The sequence below is a fragment of the Cupriavidus agavae genome (assembly GCF_004217045.1).
Lineage (GTDB): Bacteria > Pseudomonadota > Gammaproteobacteria > Burkholderiales > Burkholderiaceae > Cupriavidus > Cupriavidus agavae.
In genome coordinates, this window is sequence record NZ_SGXM01000012.1 from 114727 (window position 1) to 133495 (window position 18769).

General features: G+C 69.0%; 20 protein-coding genes. 13 read left to right on the forward strand and 7 right to left on the reverse strand.

Annotated elements, in window-relative coordinates:
• Window positions 1-41: 41 nt before the first annotated feature.
• Both EV147_RS24750 and EV147_RS24755 read left to right on the forward strand, forming a co-directional pair.
• Entirely contained in the window at window positions 42-1460 is a 1419-nt protein-coding gene (locus EV147_RS24750; protein WP_130393875.1) for a collagen-like triple helix repeat-containing protein, read from the forward strand.
• A gap of 137 nt (window positions 1461-1597) precedes the next feature.
• Window positions 1598-3274, forward strand: coding sequence for a ShlB/FhaC/HecB family hemolysin secretion/activation protein (locus EV147_RS24755; protein ID WP_130393876.1), 1677 nt, complete (start codon window positions 1598-1600; stop codon window positions 3272-3274).
• A 29-nt stretch (window positions 3275-3303) separates the two neighbouring features.
• Here the strand turns inward: EV147_RS24755 and EV147_RS24760 are convergent, their stop codons facing one another.
• A complete protein-coding gene (locus tag EV147_RS24760) occupies window positions 3304-3510 on the reverse strand; it encodes a dodecin (protein ID WP_130393877.1) in 207 nt (68 codons plus the stop codon).
• A 207-nt stretch (window positions 3511-3717) separates the two neighbouring features.
• On the opposite strand from EV147_RS24760, the gene EV147_RS24765 reads away from it, so the two are divergent.
• The 3 genes from EV147_RS24765 (at window position 3718) to EV147_RS24775 (ending at window position 5931) form a co-directional block, all read left to right on the forward strand.
• Window positions 3718-4326, forward strand: a complete 609-nt coding sequence (locus EV147_RS24765; RefSeq protein ID WP_130393878.1) for a phospholipase D family nuclease — start codon at window positions 3718-3720, stop codon at window positions 4324-4326.
• Between the two features lie 284 nt (window positions 4327-4610).
• Entirely contained in the window at window positions 4611-5030 is a 420-nt protein-coding gene (locus tag EV147_RS24770) for a hypothetical protein (protein WP_130393879.1), read from the forward strand.
• 184 nt (window positions 5031-5214) lie between these two features.
• Window positions 5215-5931, forward strand: a complete 717-nt coding sequence (locus EV147_RS24775) for a dienelactone hydrolase family protein (RefSeq protein WP_130393880.1) — start codon at window positions 5215-5217, stop codon at window positions 5929-5931.
• Window positions 5932-6001: 70 nt separating this feature from the next.
• Here the strand turns inward: EV147_RS24775 and EV147_RS24780 are convergent, their stop codons facing one another.
• Window positions 6002-6481, reverse strand: a complete 480-nt coding sequence (locus EV147_RS24780; protein ID WP_130393881.1) for a MarR family winged helix-turn-helix transcriptional regulator — start codon at window positions 6479-6481, stop codon at window positions 6002-6004.
• A gap of 224 nt (window positions 6482-6705) precedes the next feature.
• Here EV147_RS24780 and EV147_RS24785 point away from each other — a divergent pair, with 224 nt between their 5' ends.
• Both EV147_RS24785 and EV147_RS24790 read left to right on the forward strand, forming a co-directional pair.
• Window positions 6706-7257, forward strand: coding sequence for a YggT family protein (locus EV147_RS24785; RefSeq protein ID WP_130393882.1), 552 nt, complete (start codon window positions 6706-6708; stop codon window positions 7255-7257).
• Window positions 7258-7468: 211 nt separating this feature from the next.
• A complete protein-coding gene (locus EV147_RS24790) occupies window positions 7469-7741 on the forward strand; it encodes a hypothetical protein (RefSeq protein ID WP_130393883.1) in 273 nt (90 codons plus the stop codon).
• Between the two features lie 117 nt (window positions 7742-7858).
• On the opposite strand, the gene EV147_RS24795 is transcribed toward EV147_RS24790, so the two are convergent.
• Window positions 7859-8770 carry a LysR family transcriptional regulator gene (locus tag EV147_RS24795; protein ID WP_130393884.1) on the reverse strand — a complete coding sequence of 304 codons (912 nt, stop codon included), beginning with the start codon at window positions 8768-8770 and terminating at the stop codon, window positions 7859-7861.
• A 235-nt stretch (window positions 8771-9005) separates the two neighbouring features.
• On the opposite strand from EV147_RS24795, the gene EV147_RS24800 reads away from it, so the two are divergent.
• On the forward strand, window positions 9006-9824 hold the full coding sequence (locus tag EV147_RS24800; RefSeq protein ID WP_130393885.1) for an IclR family transcriptional regulator: 819 nt from the start codon (window positions 9006-9008) through the stop codon (window positions 9822-9824).
• A gap of 1 nt (window position 9825) precedes the next feature.
• Here EV147_RS24800 and EV147_RS24805 read toward each other — a convergent pair whose 3' ends face one another.
• Window positions 9826-10671 (reverse strand): phytanoyl-CoA dioxygenase family protein, encoded by an 846-nt coding sequence (locus tag EV147_RS24805; RefSeq protein ID WP_130393886.1) that lies wholly within the window; start codon window positions 10669-10671, stop codon window positions 9826-9828.
• 242 nt (window positions 10672-10913) lie between these two features.
• Between EV147_RS24805 and EV147_RS24810 the strand changes: the two genes are divergently transcribed.
• The 3 genes from EV147_RS24810 to EV147_RS24820 are packed head-to-tail and all read left to right on the forward strand — an operon-like array spanning window position 10914 to window position 14907.
• Window positions 10914-11825 carry an AAA family ATPase gene (locus EV147_RS24810; protein WP_130393887.1) on the forward strand — a complete coding sequence of 304 codons (912 nt, stop codon included), beginning with the start codon at window positions 10914-10916 and terminating at the stop codon, window positions 11823-11825.
• 50 nt (window positions 11826-11875) lie between these two features.
• A complete protein-coding gene (locus tag EV147_RS24815; protein ID WP_130393888.1) occupies window positions 11876-12898 on the forward strand; it encodes a DUF58 domain-containing protein in 1023 nt (340 codons plus the stop codon).
• Window positions 12895-14907 carry a transglutaminase TgpA family protein gene (locus EV147_RS24820; RefSeq protein ID WP_130393889.1) on the forward strand — a complete coding sequence of 671 codons (2013 nt, stop codon included), beginning with the start codon at window positions 12895-12897 and terminating at the stop codon, window positions 14905-14907. Before EV147_RS24815 ends, EV147_RS24820 begins: the two co-directional genes overlap by 4 nt.
• A 129-nt stretch (window positions 14908-15036) precedes the next feature.
• Here EV147_RS24820 and EV147_RS24825 read toward each other — a convergent pair whose 3' ends face one another.
• Both EV147_RS24825 and EV147_RS24830 read right to left on the reverse strand, forming a co-directional pair.
• A complete protein-coding gene (locus EV147_RS24825) occupies window positions 15037-15360 on the reverse strand; it encodes a hypothetical protein (RefSeq protein ID WP_130393890.1) in 324 nt (107 codons plus the stop codon).
• Between the two features lie 258 nt (window positions 15361-15618).
• Entirely contained in the window at window positions 15619-17076 is a 1458-nt protein-coding gene (locus EV147_RS24830; RefSeq protein WP_130393891.1) for a DegQ family serine endoprotease, read from the reverse strand.
• Between the two features lie 253 nt (window positions 17077-17329).
• Between EV147_RS24830 and EV147_RS24835 the strand changes: the two genes are divergently transcribed.
• Together EV147_RS24835 and EV147_RS24840 are read left to right on the forward strand one after the other, a co-directional pair.
• A complete protein-coding gene (locus EV147_RS24835) occupies window positions 17330-17800 on the forward strand; it encodes a MarR family winged helix-turn-helix transcriptional regulator (protein WP_130393892.1) in 471 nt (156 codons plus the stop codon).
• A 64-nt stretch (window positions 17801-17864) separates the two neighbouring features.
• Window positions 17865-18287 (forward strand): organic hydroperoxide resistance protein, encoded by a 423-nt coding sequence (locus EV147_RS24840; RefSeq protein ID WP_130393893.1) that lies wholly within the window; start codon window positions 17865-17867, stop codon window positions 18285-18287.
• 33 nt (window positions 18288-18320) lie between these two features.
• Here EV147_RS24840 and EV147_RS24845 read toward each other — a convergent pair whose 3' ends face one another.
• On the reverse strand, window positions 18321-18638 hold the full coding sequence (locus EV147_RS24845) for a GIY-YIG nuclease family protein (protein WP_130393894.1): 318 nt from the start codon (window positions 18636-18638) through the stop codon (window positions 18321-18323).
• Window positions 18639-18769: the final 131 nt, after the last annotated feature.

The window sequence follows — 18769 nt, forward strand, 5'->3', positions numbered from 1 at the left end:
GTGAACTCGGTCGGGAAAACCAAAGGAAAAGGAAAACGGTCATGCGTCAATCACAGCGATTCGGGAAACAGATCCTCGTCACGGCCCTGCTGGGCACCCTGCTGGCGCTCGGCGGATGCGCCAGCGGCAGCGGTTCCACGTCGATGGGTACCAGCGGCAGCGGCGGCGGCGGGGGTACGGGGACGAACAACACGACCAACCCCGGCGGCACCGGTGGCACGGGCGGCACGGGCGGCACCGACAACGCCGGCGGTGGTGGTGGCAATGGCGGCGGCGGCGGTGGCGGTGGCGGCACCAACCCCGGCGGCACCACCGCCCTGACCCCCACCAGCACGATCGTCAACAACGCGGGCGGCATCGTGACCGGTGTCGGCAACACGGTCGGCGGCGTGGCCGACGCGATCCAGAACGCCAACCTGCCCGTGGTCTCCACGCAAACCAAGAACGGCCTGGCCGGCGTGGTGGGCTCGCTGGGCGATGCCGTGACCACGCTCGGCAACGGCGTGCAGTCCGGCCTTGGCAACATGCCGAATGCGGCCAACCCGCTGGGCACCACGGTGGCCAGCACGGGCGGCGTGGTCACGCAGGTGGGCAATGCCGTGACCCATGCCGGCAGCGCCGTCGCGGGCCTGGGCAGCGGCCCGCTGGCACCGCTCGGCGCCTTGACCACGCCGCTGGGCGGCGTGGTGTCGCAACTGGGCGGCGCGGTGGGCAACGTGGGCGACAAGCTCGGCACGGCGCTGTCCACCGGCCCGGTCGAGCAGCTGACCAGCAGCGTGAGCAAGGCCATCGTGCCGCTCACCTCCACGCTGACCAACGGCACGCAGACGCTCGGCGCCGCCACCGGCCTGGGCCAGCCCGTCAACAACCTGCTGGCGACGGTGGGCGGTGCGCTGGCCACGGCCGGTGCGCAGCTGACCAACACCAACACGCCGGTGGTATCGGGCGTGGGCGGCATCGTGACCGGCGCTGGCAACACCGTGGCTTCGGTCGGCGGCGTCGTGAACGGCCCGGCCGGCGGCTCGGGCAACCCGCTGGCACCGGTCACCGGCCTGATCGGCGGGCTGACCGGTGGCCTGGGCGGCGCGGGCGGCGGCGCAGGTCCGCTTGCGCCGGTGACCGGCCTTGTCAGCGGCGTGACCAACGGCCTGACGGCGGCCACGGGCGGCAGCACCAGCCCGCTTGCCCCGGTGACGGGCCTGGTCAGCGGCATCGCCAACGGCCTGACCGGCGCAGTGGGCGGTGCGGCAGGCGGCGCCGGTGGCAGCACGGCCAGCCCGCTGGCACCGGTCACCGGCATCGTCGCCGGCCTGACCGGCGGCAACGCCCCGGCCACCGGCAACACCGGCAGCGGCACGTCGGGCGGCAAGCCGGCCAATCCGCTGGCGCCCGTCACCGGCCTGGTCGGCGGACTCGTGGGCGGCCTGACCGGCGCACTGGGCGGCGGTACCAAACGATAAGACTGCGGGCGCCGCGCGGCGCCTGCCAGGAGCAAAGCGCGACGGCCACCGATGGGCGGCGGGGAAGCGGCATCCCCTTTCGCCCGTGGCACGCCACGCCATAGCCGCAATGCAAATTTCATCCAAGGGGTATCACCATGCGACCACGCACTCGCGTCGCCGCGCTGCTGATCGGCGCCGGCATCATCCATAGCGGCCTGTCCCACGCCGAACGCGGCCCGGTACAGGGCGATCCCACGCAGACGCTGCCCAGCATCGCACCCAGCAAACCCGCCCAGAGCAATGTCACCGTGCAGGTGGAGCGGCCCGACTCCGCGCTGCAGAACCTGCTGGCCGCGCGGCTCACGCCGCGCCACTTCCAGATCGAGGGGGCGAAGACACTGCCTTTCGAGAAGATCGCCGCGCAGTTCACCCCGCTGGCCAACCGCGAGATCACGGTTGCCGAGCTGCTGCAGGCCGCCGAGGCGGTCACCCGGATGTACAAGGACGCCGGCTACCCGCTGTCGTTCGCGTTCGTGCCGGCGCAGGGCTTCGAAAACGGCAAGGTGCTGGTCACGGTGGTGGAAGGCTACGTCGCCAACGTCACGGTGCGCGGCAAGCCCGGCCCTGCGGAGGGCCGCCTGCGCAAGATCGCCGAGCAGTTGAAGAAGGACCGGCCGCTGCGCCAGGAGAGCTTCGAGCACTACGTCAACGTACTGGCCCAGCAGCCCGGCATGCAGGTCAACGCCACGGTGCAGCCGCCCACCACCACCGACGGCGCGTGCGACATGATCCTGGAGGTCAGGCGCAAGCCGTTCACGTTCGGTACCGGCGTGGAATGGATGTCGCCCGGCGTGCGCGCCATCGCCACGGCCACCACCAACAGCCTGACGCCGCTGGGCGAGCAGTTGTCGGTATCGACGCTGTTCCCGAAGGGCCGCGACAACGAGGAATACTACTCGGCCACCTACGCCCAGCCGCTGGGCACCGAGGGCATGCTGGCCAAAGTCACGGCCTCGCACTACCGGGGCGTGCCCGAGAACAACGCGCTCGCGCCGATCGGGTTCGAATCGCGCTACGTGAACGACTCCAGGCGGCTGGGCGGCACGCTGAGCTATCCGGTCATCCTCAGCAACCGCCATGTGCTGACGCTGGCCGGCGGCTTTTACGCCAACAGCCAGTTCGAGCGCTACACCCAGGCCGTGCAGCCCGGCGCGGGCCGGCAGGTTGAACTGTCAACCAGCGTGCGGGTGGCCACGGCCGAGGTGTCGTACCTGCAGCGCGGCACGGGCGTGACGCGCAACGCCACGTTCGGCGTCTACAAGGGGTTCGACGCGCTCGGCGCCAATCGCGAGAACAACAACAACGACCTGAGCTTCTGGCGCACGCGCCTGGCGCTGTCGCAGGCCACAGACCTGCCGTGGGGCTTCGGCATGACGGTCTCGGCCGCCGGCCAGTACAGCGGCAACCGGCTGGCGTCGAGCGAGCAGATCAGCTTCGGCGGCCGCTTCTTCGGGCTCGGCTATCCGGCCGGCGAGGTGGCCGGCGACAAGGGCTGGGGTGCCTCGGCCGAGATCAGCCGGCTGTTCGCGGTCGATTTCACCTACCTGAAGACGCTGCAGCCGTTCATCGTGACCGATATCGCGCGCGTCTACTCCAACAGCATCTCGCTGTCGCACCGCAGCCTGCAGTCGGTGGGCATCGGGCTGCGGTTCTCGGACCGCCGCTTCTACACGATGGATGTCTCCGTCGCGCAGCCCGTGGGCGACAAACCCACCAACGCCAGCCACCGCTCGCCGCGCATCAACCTGCTGTGGTCGTACCAGTTCGACTGAGCGGCGCGGCGGCGTGGCGCGGCGGCGGGCTAGTTCACGCGGAAGCCGATCTTGAGCGTGACCTGGAAATGCGCGATCTTGCCGTCCACCACGTGGCCGCGCGTTTCCAGCACCTCGAACCAGTCGATATGCTTGATGGTTTCGCCGGCCTTGGCCAGGGCATTGCGGATGGCGGCATCGCTGCCGTCGGGCGACGTGCCGACGATCTCGACCAGTTTGTAGGTGTGGTTGGTCATGGTGGGTCTCCGGAGTGTGGTGGCGGAAGGCGGCGGGCCATCGGTGGCCGCCGCACGGCGGTGCCTTCCATCATAGGCACCTCCCTGATCGAGTCCAAACGCGGCCGGCAGTTCCCCGCATGTTCCTGCGGCGTTTTCTGTTGCGGAGCCGGCGTGGCGCCTGTTACGCTGCGTGCCCTCCGAAACCCGACCACCGCGTGTAACCCGATGTTTCTCTCCTTGCCTCGCGGCAGCCGCCTCGCTACGGCCGGCCTGCTGCTCCTCGTCTCCGTGGCCGGCACCGTCCAGGCCCGCACCGTCTCCACGCTGGAGCGCCTGACCGACGCCCTGACCGAGCCCCGCGCACAGACCAGCGCGTTCGCGGCGGGCAGCACCTACACGCTCTGCTTCGTGCCCGACGGCCCGAGCTGCCAGGACATGATCATCGACGCCATCCACCGCACGCGGCGCCAGCTGCTGATCCAGGCGTATTCGTTCACCAACAAGGAAATTGCCAGGGCGGTGGTGGACGCGCACCACCGCGGCGTGGACGTGCGGGTGATCGTCGACAAGAGCCAGGCGTCGGAACGTTACACAAGCGCCACCTTCCTAAAGAACGCCGGAATCGCGGTCGTTATCGATACCAAACCGGCCATCGCCCACAACAAGGTGATGGTGTTCGACGACCAGGCCGTGTTCACGGGCTCGTTCAATTTCACGAAGTCCGCCGAGGAACGCAACGCCGAGAACGGCATGCTGATCCGTGGCGACAGCGCCGTGGTCAAGGCGTATTCCGACAACTGGCGCACGCGCTTCGGCAAGTCGTCAGCGTACTGACCGGGGCCCACTGGCGGCCCACCCGCAGCGCGCCCGCCGCCAGGCCGCGCATGCGCTACATGGGACGAGGATTGGCGGGAGAAGCTACTGTTGCTCGGCCCATGCCCCGGACGCGTCCCGCAGCAAGATCAGTCAAACGCCGACAGCGCGTTTTCCGGGCACGGTGTGTACTACGGGTACGTATCCGCGGATGCCGCGACAGGCTGTTGTCCGTGTTGTCCGGCCCATGCACCTGCCGCATGGCCAGTGTCGCGCATCCCGCCAACCCGAGGCAGGAGGAAGCGATGCATACCAGCAAGCAAGCGAAGGCCGGAACCCGGCGACTCTGGTGCGCCGCCGGAGCGGCGGTGGTGGCAATGGGCGTGTCGATGGCCGCGCAGGCGGACATGACCACGTCCACGGCCGGCCCGTTCACCTATGTCTGCGGCGGCGTGGCCGCCGACGAACAGGCCGAGATGCGCACCGAGGCGCGGCACTACGACATGGGCCTGCTCTTCACGCAGGGCGGACGCGGCGAGTTTTTGTCCGACGTCAACGTGAAGCTGATGCGCAACGGCAAGCAGGTGGCGGAGTTCACGTCCACCGGCCCCCGTTGCCTGATCAAGGGACCGCAGGCGTCGTACCAGGTGGTGGCCACCTATGAGGGCACGTCCAAACGGACCACGCTCGGCCCCGGAGACAAGAACGTACAGCTGCGCTGGTAAGCGCCGCTGCACGACACGATCCAGCAGTACTGCGCCGCCCCCAGGGCGGCCGCCATGCCGACACCCGCCCCGCGCGTGTCGGCATATTTTTTTGTGCGTGCCGCCCGGGCCTGCACGATCGGCGCCACGGTGGCACACTTGCGCAGCTTCCCAGGCTTCCCTTTCCACGCAGGAGATTTCCACCATGACGCTCACACCCGACAGCCGCTGGATTCGTGTCGACACCGCCGGCGGCAGCTTCGACGCCTACCTTAGCCTGCCCCCGGCCGGCAAGCAGCCCGGCAGCCCCGGCATCGTGCTGGTCCAGGAAATCTTCGGCGTGAACGCCCATATCCGCGCCGTGGCCGACCAGTACGCGGCCGATGGCTACGTGGTGCTCTCCCCGGACCTGTTCTGGCGCTCGCAGCCGCGCGTGGAGCTGGGCTACGACGGCCCGGACTGGGAGCGTGCGATGGTGCTGCGCAAGGCCGTCAACCTGGAGGATGCCGTGGCCGACATCGGCGCCACGGCGGCCGCGCTGCGCAACGAGATCGGCGAGGGTGGCAAGCTGGCGGCGGTGGGCTACTGCTTCGGCGGGCTGCTGTCGTATCTGGCGGCGGCGCGCGGCATGGTGGACGCCGCCGTGCCGTACTACGGTGGCGGCATCCAGAACCAGCTGCACGAGGCCGCCGCGCTCAACGTGCCAGTGCAGTTCCACTACGGCGCGCTGGACGCGCACATCACCCCCGAGGATGTCGAGAACGTGCGCCAGGCCGTGGCCGGCAAGCGCGGCACCGAAGTCTTCGTCTACGACCAGGCCGACCACGGCTTCAACTGCTGGTCGCGGGCCTCGTACCACCAGCGCGCCGCCGCGCTGGCCCATGGCCGCACGCTGACCTTCCTGGCCAACGCGCTGTCCTGACCGGCCCCGCGCCGGCAAGCAAAAGCCCGGCACGCGGCCGGGCTTTTTGCATGGCACGGAGCGGGCAGGCTCAGCCGCGCTCGGATTCGTCGTCGTTGAACGCGGTGATGCGGGCCACCCGGAAGGCGCCGCGCAGCGATTCGAGTTCGGCCCGGTGCAGCGCCGCCAGCCGGTTCAGGCAGCGCTCGCCCTTGGTCAGCAGGTGGATCTGCACCACGCGGCGATCGTCGGGGTTCACGCGGCGCGCCACCAGCCCGGCCGCCTCGCAGCGGTTGACCAGCGCCACCACCCCGTGCTGCTTGGCCTGCAGCCGCTCGGCCAGTTCGCCGATCGACGCCCAGTTCTTGTCCCGGCTGCCCCGGATATGGAGCATCAGCAGGTACTGCTGCACCGTCACGCCCTCGGCCTGGGCCGCATCCTCCGAAAAGCGCAGGAAGCGCCGCAATTGGTAGCGGAAATCCGAAAGCGCCTCGAAATCTTCCTTTCCCAGGGCGACATCAGGTTCGGCGGGTTTCCGGCTGGTTTTCACGGCAACTGGCTTACGAGGCATGAGACGGACGAGGGACGAATGGGAGCGCCAGGGCGGAACAGGGCGCGCAGATCACTGCTACGGGCGCCATTATAGGAGCAGCGCGCGTGGCTTCCGGTGCGTTGACACGCATTTCGGCCCTATTTTCGGGCTGGGGCGGCAGGCCGGTATGGCAAAATCTGTGCGGTCGCCGACACCCTGTCGCCCACCCACGCCTGAACCCGTCCTAGAGGGAAATCCGCCCGATGTTCACGGAAATCGTCCTGTTCCTGCTTGATACCGTCTTCACCCTGTTCGGCATGGCGCTGCTGCTGCGCCTGTGGATGCAGCTGACGCGCCTGCCGTCGCGCAACCCTGTGTCGCAGGGCGTGTTCCAGGTCACCGACTGGATCGTCCGGCCGCTGCGGCGCATCCTGCCCGGCATCGGCGGCATCGACTGGGCCACCGTGCTGGCCGTCTACCTGACCGCCGTGGCCTTCCTGGTCTGCCGCGCGCTGTTGCTGGGCGCCGATCCCGTGGCCTTCCTGCCCACCATCCTGGCGCTGGCGCTGCTCACCATGCTCAAGTGGGCGATCAGCATGGTCATGTGGGTCACGCTGCTGATGGCCGTGCTGTCGTGGGTCAATCCGCAATCGCCGCTGGCCGGCCCGATCTGGCACCTGACCGCGCCGCTGCTGCGCCCGATCCAGCGCGTGATGCCGCGCCTGGGCGGTTTCGACCTCTCGCCGCTGGTGCTTTTCCTGATCGCCCAGATCCTGCTGATGGTGATCGCCGGCCTGAGCCGCGGCGCGGTCTGATCCGAGATGTAAGCAACCACTGACCTGCGGGCCGTTGCCGGTGGCGGCCCGCCACCGTAGCACGAACCCCGCGTCGAGGGTTAACCCGCATTGTTCGACGGACTGGACACAGTGTCGAGGAATCGCCCTTTTTCGGGGCAGTGCCGACGCCTACATTACAGCCAGCGCGGAACCGCCCGCGTTCATGCCAATAAGTAGGAACAGCACAACCATGAAGACCCTCGCACTCTCCCTGATCTGCGCCATCGGCCTGTCGGCCGCGGCCACCGCCGCCCAGGCATCGCAACCCGTTTCCGACCTGGCCCGCCTCGACGGCAGCATCGGCCGCAAGGTCGACCCGTTCACCGACGGCGCCCGTGGCGTGACCGAAAAGCGTGACGTGTACACCGAAGGCTCGCGCAGCGTGACCGACAAGCGCGACGTGTACTCGGAAGGCGCCCGTGGCGTCACCGAAAAGCGCGACGTCTACAGCGAAGGCGCCTGATTCTCCGTCGGCGCATTGCCTGCCAGCCCGGCTGCCATCGGGCCCCGGCAGGTCCGGCGTGGTCCCCCTGCCACGCCCGGCCGGCAGGAATCCGGCCCGAACACCAAAACACCAGGCTTACTGCCCGAGTCCGTCGAGTTCGGCCCCCATCATCGACTCGATGGCTTCCATGAACGCGCGCACCTTGCGCGGCTGCAGCCGCCGGTCGGGCAGTAGCGCGAACACCCTCAGCGGCGGCAACGGGTAATCCGGCATCACCCGCACCAGCCTGCCCTGCGCGATCTCCGTCTCCGCCGCCGTCATCGGCACCCGGGCGATGCCCAGCCCGGCCAGCGCCGCCTGCATGCGCAGTTCGGCGTTGTAGGTCTGCATGCGCGGCCGGATCGGCACCTGCATGCGCTCGCCGTTTCTTGAAAATTCCCAGACCGAGGCGCCCGGCGTGGCCAGGGTCGGCATGTTCGACAGGTCTTCGGGCACCATCTGGGCCGGCAGGCTGGCCGCCAGCGACGGCGCCGCCACGAGCCCGCGCTCCACGTGCCAGATGCGGCGCGCGATGGTGCCGGAATCCGGCAGGTCGGCATCGACGGTCACGAAGGCGATGTCGTAGCCCTCGCGGATCGGATCGACCAGCCCCTGGGCAATTTCCACGGTGATATCGAGCGCCGGATGCGCCGCCAGCGTGCGGCAGATCACGCCGCCCAGTTGCTGGGCGCCGAATTCGTAGGGGGTGGCGATGCGCAGCATGCCCTGCACGCGCTCCTCGCGCGCCAGCGTTTCCTGGCGGATCTCGCGCAGCCGGGCGAACAGCGGCGCCACGTCACGGTAGACCGCCCCGCCGGCGTCGGTCAGACGCATGCGGCGCGTGGTGCGCTCCAGCAGCTTGGCGCCGATGGCCGTCTCCAGCCGGATCACCGCCGCCGATACGCGTGATTTGGGGCAGTCCAGCGCCGCGGCGGCCGCCGTGAACGTGCCCTGCTCCACCACACAACAGAAAGCCTCCCAATCGTTCCACTGGATTGTCTCGTTCACGGACCCGTTTTCCTTGCCTGACACTGTTGTCGTGACCGCCTGTCGCCGTTTCGGGGCGCCCTGTGCGGACGCACATTATGCGGTAGACAACTTCGTCCCGCCGCCGGCCGCCGGAGTTCCGCAACCGGCCCGCCACGCCCCCAAACCGGCCCGGGACTGGCAATGCCGCGTTAATTCCTCTACCCTTTCGGCCTTTCCGAGTTCTTTCCGCGTCCTGCGCGCGGCCTTCCGATCCATGGCGAACCCAGCCGATTCCCTGCCGCGGGCCGCCGCCCCGGGCACCGCCGAGAAGCCGAGCGACAGCTACGTGCAGTCGTTTGCGCGCGGCCTGTCGGTGATCCGCGCCTTCGACGCCGCGCATCCGGCCCAGACGCTGACCGAGATCGCCCAGGCCAGCGGCCTGACCCGCGCCGGCGCGCGCCGCATCCTGCTGACGCTGGTGGGGCTGGGCTACGTGCAGAACGACGGGCGGCTGTTCCGCCTCACGCCCAAGATCCTCGACCTGGGCTTCGCCTACCTGACCTCGATGCCGTTCTGGAACCTGGCCGAGCCCATCATGGAGGCGCTGTCGCAGTCGGTGCACGAAAGCTGCTCGATCTCCGTGCTCGACGGCACCGAGATCGTCTACGTGCTGCGCGTGCCGGCGCGCAAGATCATGACCATCAACCTGTCGATCGGCAGCCGGCTGCCGGCCTATTGCTCGTCGATGGGGCGGGTGCTGCTGTCCGGCCTGAACGATGCGGAGCTGGACGCCGTGCTGCGGGCGTCCGACCTGCAGCCGCGCACCCGGCGCACCGTGACCGACGTAGCCACGCTGAAGACGCTGGTCGCCGGCATCCGCGCACGCGGCTGGGCGCAGAACGATCAGGAACTGGAGGAAGGGCTGGTCTCGCTGGCCGCCCCGATCCGCAACCGCGCCGGCCAGGTGATCGCCGCCATCAACATCAGCGGCCAGGCCAACCGCACGAGCGCCCAGGAAATGACCGACCAGTTCCTGCCCCCGCTGCTGGAGGCCGCCGAGAAGATCTCGGCGCTGGTGGGGTTGCGGACCTAGTTCAGACCGCCGATGGCGGCATCTCCACGCTGCCGAACTCCGCCGAGCGCGAACCGCTCACGGGCCGGTTGCTGGCGCCGAAGTAAGCAAACGCTACCGACAGCTTGACCGCCTCGGAATCATTGCGCCCCGCCGCGTGGAACAGCCGGCTGTCGAACATCAGCACGTCGCCCCGGTGCAGCGCCAGTGGCATGGCGCCCTTGAGCAGCATCTGGCTGTTCGGATGCGCTTCCACGAGGAATTCGGCCGGGTCGAGCTGGGCCGGGTCCAGCTTCGCCCGATGCGACGCCGGAATCACACGTAGCACGCCGTTGCGCTCGTCTTCGTCGCCGAGCGCCAGCCACACCGTCACCAGTTCCGGCTTCACGAACGACCAGTAGCGTGTATCGCGGTGCCAGCCGGTCTGGCTGCCGAAGTGCGGATGCTTGGTCATCACGCAGTTGTGGTGCGCCAGCGTGAGCCGCGTGGGCTCGCCGAGCAGCGCCTCCACCGTGGCCAGCAGCTGCGGGTTGCTGGCCCAGCGCCGGAACGCCTCGTCGCGGCCATAGGCCTGGCGCAGGCGCCGCACCGTATTGCCGCCGGCGGCCTGCCGCGTGGCCGGCGCGCCCGGATAGCCGAGATCGGCCTCGAACTCCACCGGCGGCACGGCTGCCGCCAGATGCTGGCGCGTCACGGCTTCGAGCGCGGCGCAGGTGGCCTCGCTGGCGAAATTGCGCAACACGATATAGCCGCCGGCCTGGAACTCGCGGGCCAGGCTGGCCAGCGCCGCCTGATCGGCCAGCGGCGCGGAACAATCGAAATCGAGGGGAGCGGACGCCCGGGCGGCGCGCGATGGCGAGGCAGTCATTGCAGGTGAGACTTTTCTGAAAGTGGCAGCAGGACAAACAGTTCGATAATGCCAGAAGCGCGGCGGCGCCGTGCGGCAGGGCGCGGCAGGACGCGGCCTGCGGGGCGAAAAGCAGTCGAAACCTGGCCCGCGGCGGTGTGGCGTGGGTGCGGTAACCCACTGTCCGGTGCGGCCCCGGCGCCGCTACAATGGCCGCACCCTGCTGTACGAACCGCATCGCCAACCAAACTGATGCCGCCATCGTGACTGCCCGACCCCGCATTACCGCCTCGCTCGCCGAGGCCCAGAACCAGCTTGGCCGCATCGTGCTCGGCAAGCCCCGTCAGGTGCGGCTTGCGCTGGCCTGCATGCTGGCCGGCGGCCACCTGCTGCTCGAAGACGTGCCGGGCGTCGGCAAGACCACGCTGGCACACGCGCTGGCGCAGACGCTGGGCCTGCAGTATCGGCGCGTGCAGTTCACCAGCGACCTGCTGCCCGCTGACCTCATCGGCGTGTCGGTCTTCAACCGTGACGCCGGCGAATTCCAGTTCCATCGCGGCCCGGTCTTCGCCCAGCTCGTGCTGGCCGACGAGATCAACCGCGCGCCGCCCAAGACCCAGAGCGCGCTGCTCGAAGCCATGGCCGAGCGGCAGGTCACCCACGATGGCACCACCCACGCGCTGCCGGCGCCGTTTTTCGTGATCGCCACGCAGAACCCGCTCGAACAGGTGGGCACGCACGCGCTGCCCGAATCGCAGCTCGACCGTTTTGCCATGCGGCTCTCGCTCGGCTATCCCGATCCCGCCTTCGAGCGCGTGCTGTACCTGGGCGGCTCGGCCAGCCAGGACACTCGCACCGTGATGGACGCCGAACAGGTGCTGGCGCTGCAGGCCGCGGTGGGCCGCGTCTATGCCAGCCCGGCGCTGGTGGACTACGCGCTGGCGCTGGTCCAGGCCACGCGCAACGAGGCCGGTTTCATTGCCGGGCTGTCGCCGCGTGCGGGGCTGGCGCTGCTGGCCTGCGCCCGGGCCTGGGCCTTGCTCGACCAGCGCGAAATGGTGGTGCCCGAGGATCTCCAGGCCGTTTTCGTGCCGGTGGCCGCGCACCGGCTGTTGCCGTCGGGCCAGCCCACCACGGCGCTCGACCGCCTGCTGGCCGGCGTGCCGATTCCCTGAGCGGCCCGCGCCCGCGCTGACCGTCCGCACTGACTGCCCGCCCTCCGAACATGCCACGCGCCCCGGCCGCGCCCGACACCCACGCCCCGCGCGCCGCGCCGGCGGGTTGGCTCGCGTCCGCGCTGCGTCCGCGCCGCCCGCGCGCGCCGGCCAACGGCGTGGTCACGCTCGACCGCCGCCACCTCTACATCCTGCCCACCCGCAGCGGCCTGGGCTTTGCGGTGCTGCTGCTGGCCATGCTGACCACCTCGCTGAACTACAACATCAGCCTCGGCTTCGCGCTGACGTTCCTGCTGGTGGGTATCGGCATGTCGTGCATGTGGATGGCCTATCGCAACCTGCTTGATCTCGAACTCTCGGCCGGGCCGGTATCGCCCGCCTTCGCCGGCGACGCTGCCGTGTTCGTGCTGCACGCCCGTCCGCAGGACGGCATGGCGCGGATCGGCATCGAGGCCGGCGCCGGAGCGGGCACGCCGGACACGCCGGGCTCGCTGACGCTCGACGGCACCGAAGGCGCCGACGGTGTCCTGCCGATCCGGCTCGCGGCGGCGCGGCGTGGACGGCTGGCGCTGCCGCGCGTCACGGTATCGAGCCGCTTCCCGTTCGGACTGTTCCGCGTCTGGAGCTACGCCGAATTTCCGTTGTCCACGCTGGTCTATCCGGCGCCGGAAGCCAACGCCCCGCCGCTGCCGCAGTCTGCCGGTACCGGCGAGGACGACGATGGCGCGGTGGCGTCGGCCGTCGACGACGGCATCGACCAGTTGCGCAAGTACCGCGCAGGCGATCCGCTGCACCGCATCGCCTGGAAGCACAGCGCCCGCACCGGCCGCTGGATGAGCCGCACCGGCCAGGCGCCGCAGCCGCCCGCCCGCTGGATCGATTGGCACACACTGCCGCTGACGATGGATACCGAGGCGCGGCTGTCGCGCCTCTGCGCGTGGGTGGTGGCGGCCGGCGATGCCGCCGACATCGGTCTGCGCCTGCCCGGCGTGGAAATCGTGCCCGGGCGCGGCGCCGCCCATCGGCGCGCCTGTCTCGAAGCGCTCGCGCTGTGGCCGGAGCGCCGCCCATGACCGCCCGCACGGCCAAGGCCGCCCGGACGCCGCCACGCCCGCTCGGCCATCAGGAACACGGCATGCTGATCGCCCAGCTCGCGCTGGTGCTGGCGCCGCAGGCCCGCACGCTGCCGGTGTCCGTCAGTGTGCTGCTGGTGCTGTTGCTGGCGTGGCGCTGGCTGCTGTGGCGCCAGCGCGCGCCGCTGCCCTCGAAGCTGATGGTCGGCGTGACCGCCGTGCTGGTACTGTGCATTGCCGCCGCGCTGATCTGGCAGGCCGGCGGCAGCCTGGGCCGCGAACTCTGCGTGGCGCTGCTTGCCGCGTTCGTGATCCTCAAGCTCATGGAGACGCGCGCGCTGGCCGACGCCACGCTGGTGACGCAACTCTCGTTCTACCTGCTGCTGACGCTCTATCTGGCCGAGCAGCCATTCTGGCTGGCGCTGTACAGCATGGCCATCGGCGCCTGGATCCTGCGCAACTGGCTGCTGTTCCATCATCCCGAGGCGCGCGGGCGGCTGGCGATCTGGCCGCTGCTCGGGCGCATGGCGCTGTTCGGGCTGCCGTGGGCGCTGTGCCTGTTCGTGCTGTTTCCGCGCCTCGATCATCCGCTGTGGCGCCTGCCGCAGTCGGAGCCGATCGGCCGCACCGGCATTGGCGACACCATGAAGCCGGGCAGCATCGGCCAGTTGATCCGCTCGCCCGACGTGGCGTTCCGCGCCGACATCGTGGGCGATCCGCTGCCGGCCAGCGCGCTGTACTGGCGCGCGCTGGTGCTGTGGCAGTACGACGGCCAGAGCTGGCGGCTCGATCCCAACCAGCCGCTGCGCAACGCCGCCCCGCTGGAAGATGACGAAACCGCCCCGCCTCCGCCCGGCATGCGCGACTACAACGTGACGCTCGAACCGACGCACAAGCCATGGCTCTACCTGCTCGACCGTGGCGCGGCCGTCTCCGCCAGCGTGGCGGCGCGCTGGTCGGCAGACGACGAGTTCTTCGCGCGCACGCCCGTGGACCGGCCACTGCGCTACCGGGCGCGCTCGTATCTCGGCGGCGGCCCCGAACCGCTGACGCGCCGCACGCTGCAACTGTCGCTGGCGCTGCCGGACGGCAACCCGCGCAGCCGCGCGCTGGCCGCCGGCTGGGCGCGGCAGTACGCCGATCCGTGGCAGCGCGTGCAGGCCGCCATGCGGCTGTTCGCGGCAGCGCCGTTCGCCTACACGCTGTCGCCACCCCCGCTCGGCGCCGAGCAGGTGGACAGCTTCGTGTTCGACACGCGCCGGGGCTTCTGCGAGCACTACGCCAGCAGCTTCGTCTTCCTGATGCGCGCGGCGGACGTGCCGGCTCGCGTGGTCACCGGCTACCAGGGCGGCGAGTACAACCCGATGGGCAAGCACTACGTGATCCGGCAGTCCGACGCCCATGCGTGGGCCGAAGTCTGGCTGGCCGGGCGCGGCTGGGTGCGCGTGGACCCGACCAGCGCCGTGGCGCCCAGCCGTGTCGAAGATGGGGTCGATGCCGCGCTGGCCGGCGAGGAGATCGCCGCGTTGCGCGACCTGCGCGCGCCGGGCTGGCTGCGCGACATCCGCTGGGGCATCGACGGGCTGGCCTACCGCTGGCAGCGCTGGGTACTCGACTACGATCGCGGCAAGCAGCAGCGCCTGCTGGAACTGGCCGGCCTGGGCGACCACCTGCCCAGCGTGCTGGCCGTGGGGCTGGCGCTGCTGAGCTTGCTGGCGCTGGTGCCGATCTACCGCCGCCGGCGCCGGCTGGAACCGGTGCAGGCACTCTACGACCGCTTCTGCGCCACGCTGGCGCGCCATGGCTGCACGCGCGGCGCGGCCGAAGGCCCGCTCGATTTCAGCGCGCGCGCCCAGGCTGCGCTGCCGCGTGCGGCGCCGGCCGTGCGCAGTGTCACCGAGGGCTATGTGGCGTGGCGCTATGGTGCGCGGGAGGGTAAGGACGCTGCCCACGCCATCGTCCGGCTGCGTGCCGGGCTGCGCGAACTCGCCGCCGCGCTCAAGCGTTAGGCGCGGCGTCTGCGTCAAAGGCTGTTTCGTGATGTGCCGCGATGGCCGGCGGGACTGGCCGGGGCGTGCGGAAAGGCAGGAAGGGAAAGGCGGACGCGCGCCGGGCGCGTCAATGCTGCGGCGAGACGTTCAGAACAGCGACAACTGGCGCATGCCAAAGCCGACGGTCTCTTCCACGCGGGCGCGCGCATGCACGAGCGAACCTTCGGCGCCGGAATAGTTGCCGGCCGCCCAGCGATAGACCACGGGCAGTTCGCCACGATCGGACAGGCGGACTTCGCCGAGCTTGTCGCCACGTTCGTTGCGGTAGTAGTGGGAGCGGTAGCCACGCTCCCAGTGGGGCGGGACTTCCTTCTTGCGCCGACGAGGCGTCGGCTTGCCAGCGGCTGTCGTCAGCCGCCTCGCCAGGTCAGTCGCCGGCGAGTGAGGGGCGCGGTTGAAATCCAACTGCATAGACTTCCTTCTTCTGTCGATTGAGCAAGAACCTGACGTGGCGACGTGAGTCACCACACTGCTTCGAGCATCGCAGTCGAGATCATACCTGTTTGCGCGCCGCCCAGGGGCGTTTTGTCGCCCTGAAATCCGCCTGTGGCAAGGGTTTGCGGGCGTATACGCAACTCCGGGGCGGGGTGCGTATACGCCCGGTATACCTGCGGTTTACGTCCCGGTGGGGAACGCAGACCGCATGGCCGAAGCGGTCCGGCCAGACGATCAGCCGAGGTCGAGCGGGATGAAAATCCGCGCGTCGTCACGCTGCACCAGCAGCGCCACCTGCTTGCCCGACTTCGCCACCAGCGCGCGCAGTTGCTCGGCCGACGCCACCGGCGTGCCATTGAGCGACAGGATCACGTCGCCCGGCTGGATGCCGACGCGCGCAGCCGGCCCGCCCACATCCTCGACCACCAGGCCGCCATCGATGCCGCTGTCGCGCTTCTCCGCCGGGGACAGCGGACGCACCGCCAGGCCCAGCCGCCCGCCTGTCTCGCCGCCGTTCTTGCCCTGCGCCACGGCGCTGTCCTTCACCGCGCCCACCTTGACGCTGAGCGTGATCGGCTCGCCCTTGCGGATGACCTTGAGGCTGGTCTCGGTGCCCGGGGCAAGGTCAGCCACGTGCTCGGGCAGGTCGCCAGAGTGGTCGATCTTGTCGTTGCCAAGCTGCACGATCACGTCGCCCGGCTTCAGGCCGGCCTTGGCCGCGGGGCTGTCAGGCTCCACGGAGTTGACCAGCGCCCCGGTCGGCTTGGGCAGGTTGAACGACTGCGCCAACGCCTGGTTGACCTCCTGCACCGCGATGCCGAGGCGCCCGCGCGTGACCTTGCCGTGCGCCACAAGCTGCTGCTCGACCTTGGTGGCCACGTTGATCGGAATCGCGAACGACAGCCCCTGGTAGCCGCCGGTCTGGCTGTAGATCTGCGAGTTGATGCCGATGACCTCGCCGCGCTGGTTGAACAGCGGGCCGCCCGAGTTGCCGGGGTTCACGGCCACGTCGGTCTGGATGAACGGCACATAGGTGTCATCGGGCAGCGAGCGCGACTTGGCGCTGACGATGCCGGCCGTCACCGTATTCTCGAAACCATAGGGCGACCCGATGGCCACCACGGGTTCGCCGACGCGCACCTTCGACGGATCGCCCAGCCGCACGGTCGGCAGGTCCTTGGCATCGATGCGGATCACGGCGACGTCGGTCTGCGGATCGGAACCGAGCACCTTGGCCTTGAATTCGCGGCGATCGGTCAGCTTCACGGTGACCTCGGTGGCGTTGTCCACCACGTGCGCGTTGGTCAGGATCAGGCCGTCCGAGCTGACGATGAAGCCCGAGCCAAGCCCCTTCACCAGTTGCGGCTGGCCGCCCTGCGGGCCCTGGAACTGCGGGCCGAAGCGCTTGAAGAACTGGAACAGCGGATCGTCCGGGTCCATGCCCGATGGCACCTGTGCCGACGTACGCTGCGCACGCGCCGTGACGCTGATGTTCACGACGGCCGGCCCATACTGGTCGACGATCGCGGAGAAGTCGGTCGGCGTGGCCACGGCCAGCGGCGCGGCGGCAACCGGCGTCGGCGCGGCATAGCTCGGCGTGATGGCGTCTTTCTGCAGGTAGGCATAACCGCCGCCCAGCGCGACGAGCGCTGCAACACCGACGGCGGAACGGGCGAGAGTCTGGCGGATCATGGTGATTTCCTTACGTTGGTTGGCGTCGCCGCATCCGGGCGATTCGCGACAGTGCCATCGTAGGCAGCGACACTTAAGCCAGACTTAAAGAAACTACTATTCCTCGGGATCGCATCCACGTTCCTGCGGCGTACCTTGCCGCGGGTTAAGTACGACTTGGCTCGGACATGTACCACCCCTATTCTCTATAGCGCCATGTGGGTCATGCGAAATTTATCTTGCACACAATTGAATTGTGTATAAGATATCTCCCATGACGAAGCAAACGACGCCTCAACCCGCTGAAGACTGGCTCGAACTTGATCGGCAGCTCTGCTTTGCGCTGTACTCCGCATCGCTGGCGATGACGAAGCTCTACAAGCCCATCCTCAGTGAGCTTGGGCTCACTTACCCGCAATACCTCGTCATGCTTGTACTGTGGCAACACGGCGGCATGGCCATCTCGGAGTTGGGTAGCCGCCTGAAGCTGGACTCGGGCACGCTGACGCCACTGCTGAAACGGCTGGAAGCGGCGGGGTATGTCACCCGCGCCCGCGACACGGCCGATGAACGCCGGGTGCTGGTGGGGCTGACGGAAGCTGGGCGAAAGCTGCGTGCGGCGGCCGCCAGCATCCCGGAAGAGGTGCTGTGTGCCACGCAGTGCTCGTTGGAAGAAATCCAGTCGCTGACAAAGCGGCTGCAAGGCTTGCGGTCCACGCTGGAGACGGTGCGGACCGAAGAATGACTGCCGGTCACCGGCATTTTGTCGAATCGCTGCCCTTGATGGGCAACATCCCAGGAGCGTACAAATGAAACTCGAAAAAGTCCTCTATACCGCCCACGCATCGGCAACCGGCGGCCGTGATGGCCGTGCCGTGACCTCGGACGGCCAACTGGACGTCAAGCTCGCCGTTCCCAAGGAAATGGGCGGCGCCGGCAATGGCCTGAACCCCGAGCAACTGTTCGCCGCCGGCTATTCGGCCTGCTTCCTGGGCGCGATCCGCTTCGTGGCCAGCCAGCAGAAGATCACGGTGTCGCCTGACGCCAAGATCGAAGGCGCCGTCGGCATCGGCCAGATCCCGCAGGGCTTCGGCATCCAGGCCGAACTGAAGATTTCGCTGCCGGGCATGGACAAGGAAGCTGCCCAGAAGCTGGTCGAAGCCGCCCACCAGGTGTGCCCGTACTCGAACGCCACGCGCGGCAACATCGAAGTCACGCTGACCGTGGTCTGATCCTCGACCCGTCGCCAACAAAAAGCGCCGGCATTACGCCGGCGTTTTTTGTTGTTCGGAATCTGGCTTTCTCAGCTCGCCGATCAGCATCCTCTTCTGGGCCGCTGTCAGCCGCTTGGTCCGGATCTCGGCCTTCAGCGCCTCTGACTTGTTCGGAAATTCAAGCCATCCCAGCAACTGCATCGGCTTGCGCGCCCGGGTGTACTTCGCGCCCCGGCCCGCGACGTGGGCCGCATAGCGCCGCGCCACATCGTTGGTAATGCCGGTATAGATCGACGCTCCCTCGCATTCGATGAGATAAACAAACCAGGGGGTGTCCTCGACGGCAGCGAGTTCGGATTCGACTGTCATGGCGGGCATGATACGCGACGAGCGCCGTCACGCGGCCGCAAAGACAAAACCCCTCGCAGCGATAGCTGTCGAGGGGTTTTGGGGCATAAGAGCCTGGCGATGACCTACTTTCACACGGGTATCCGCACTAT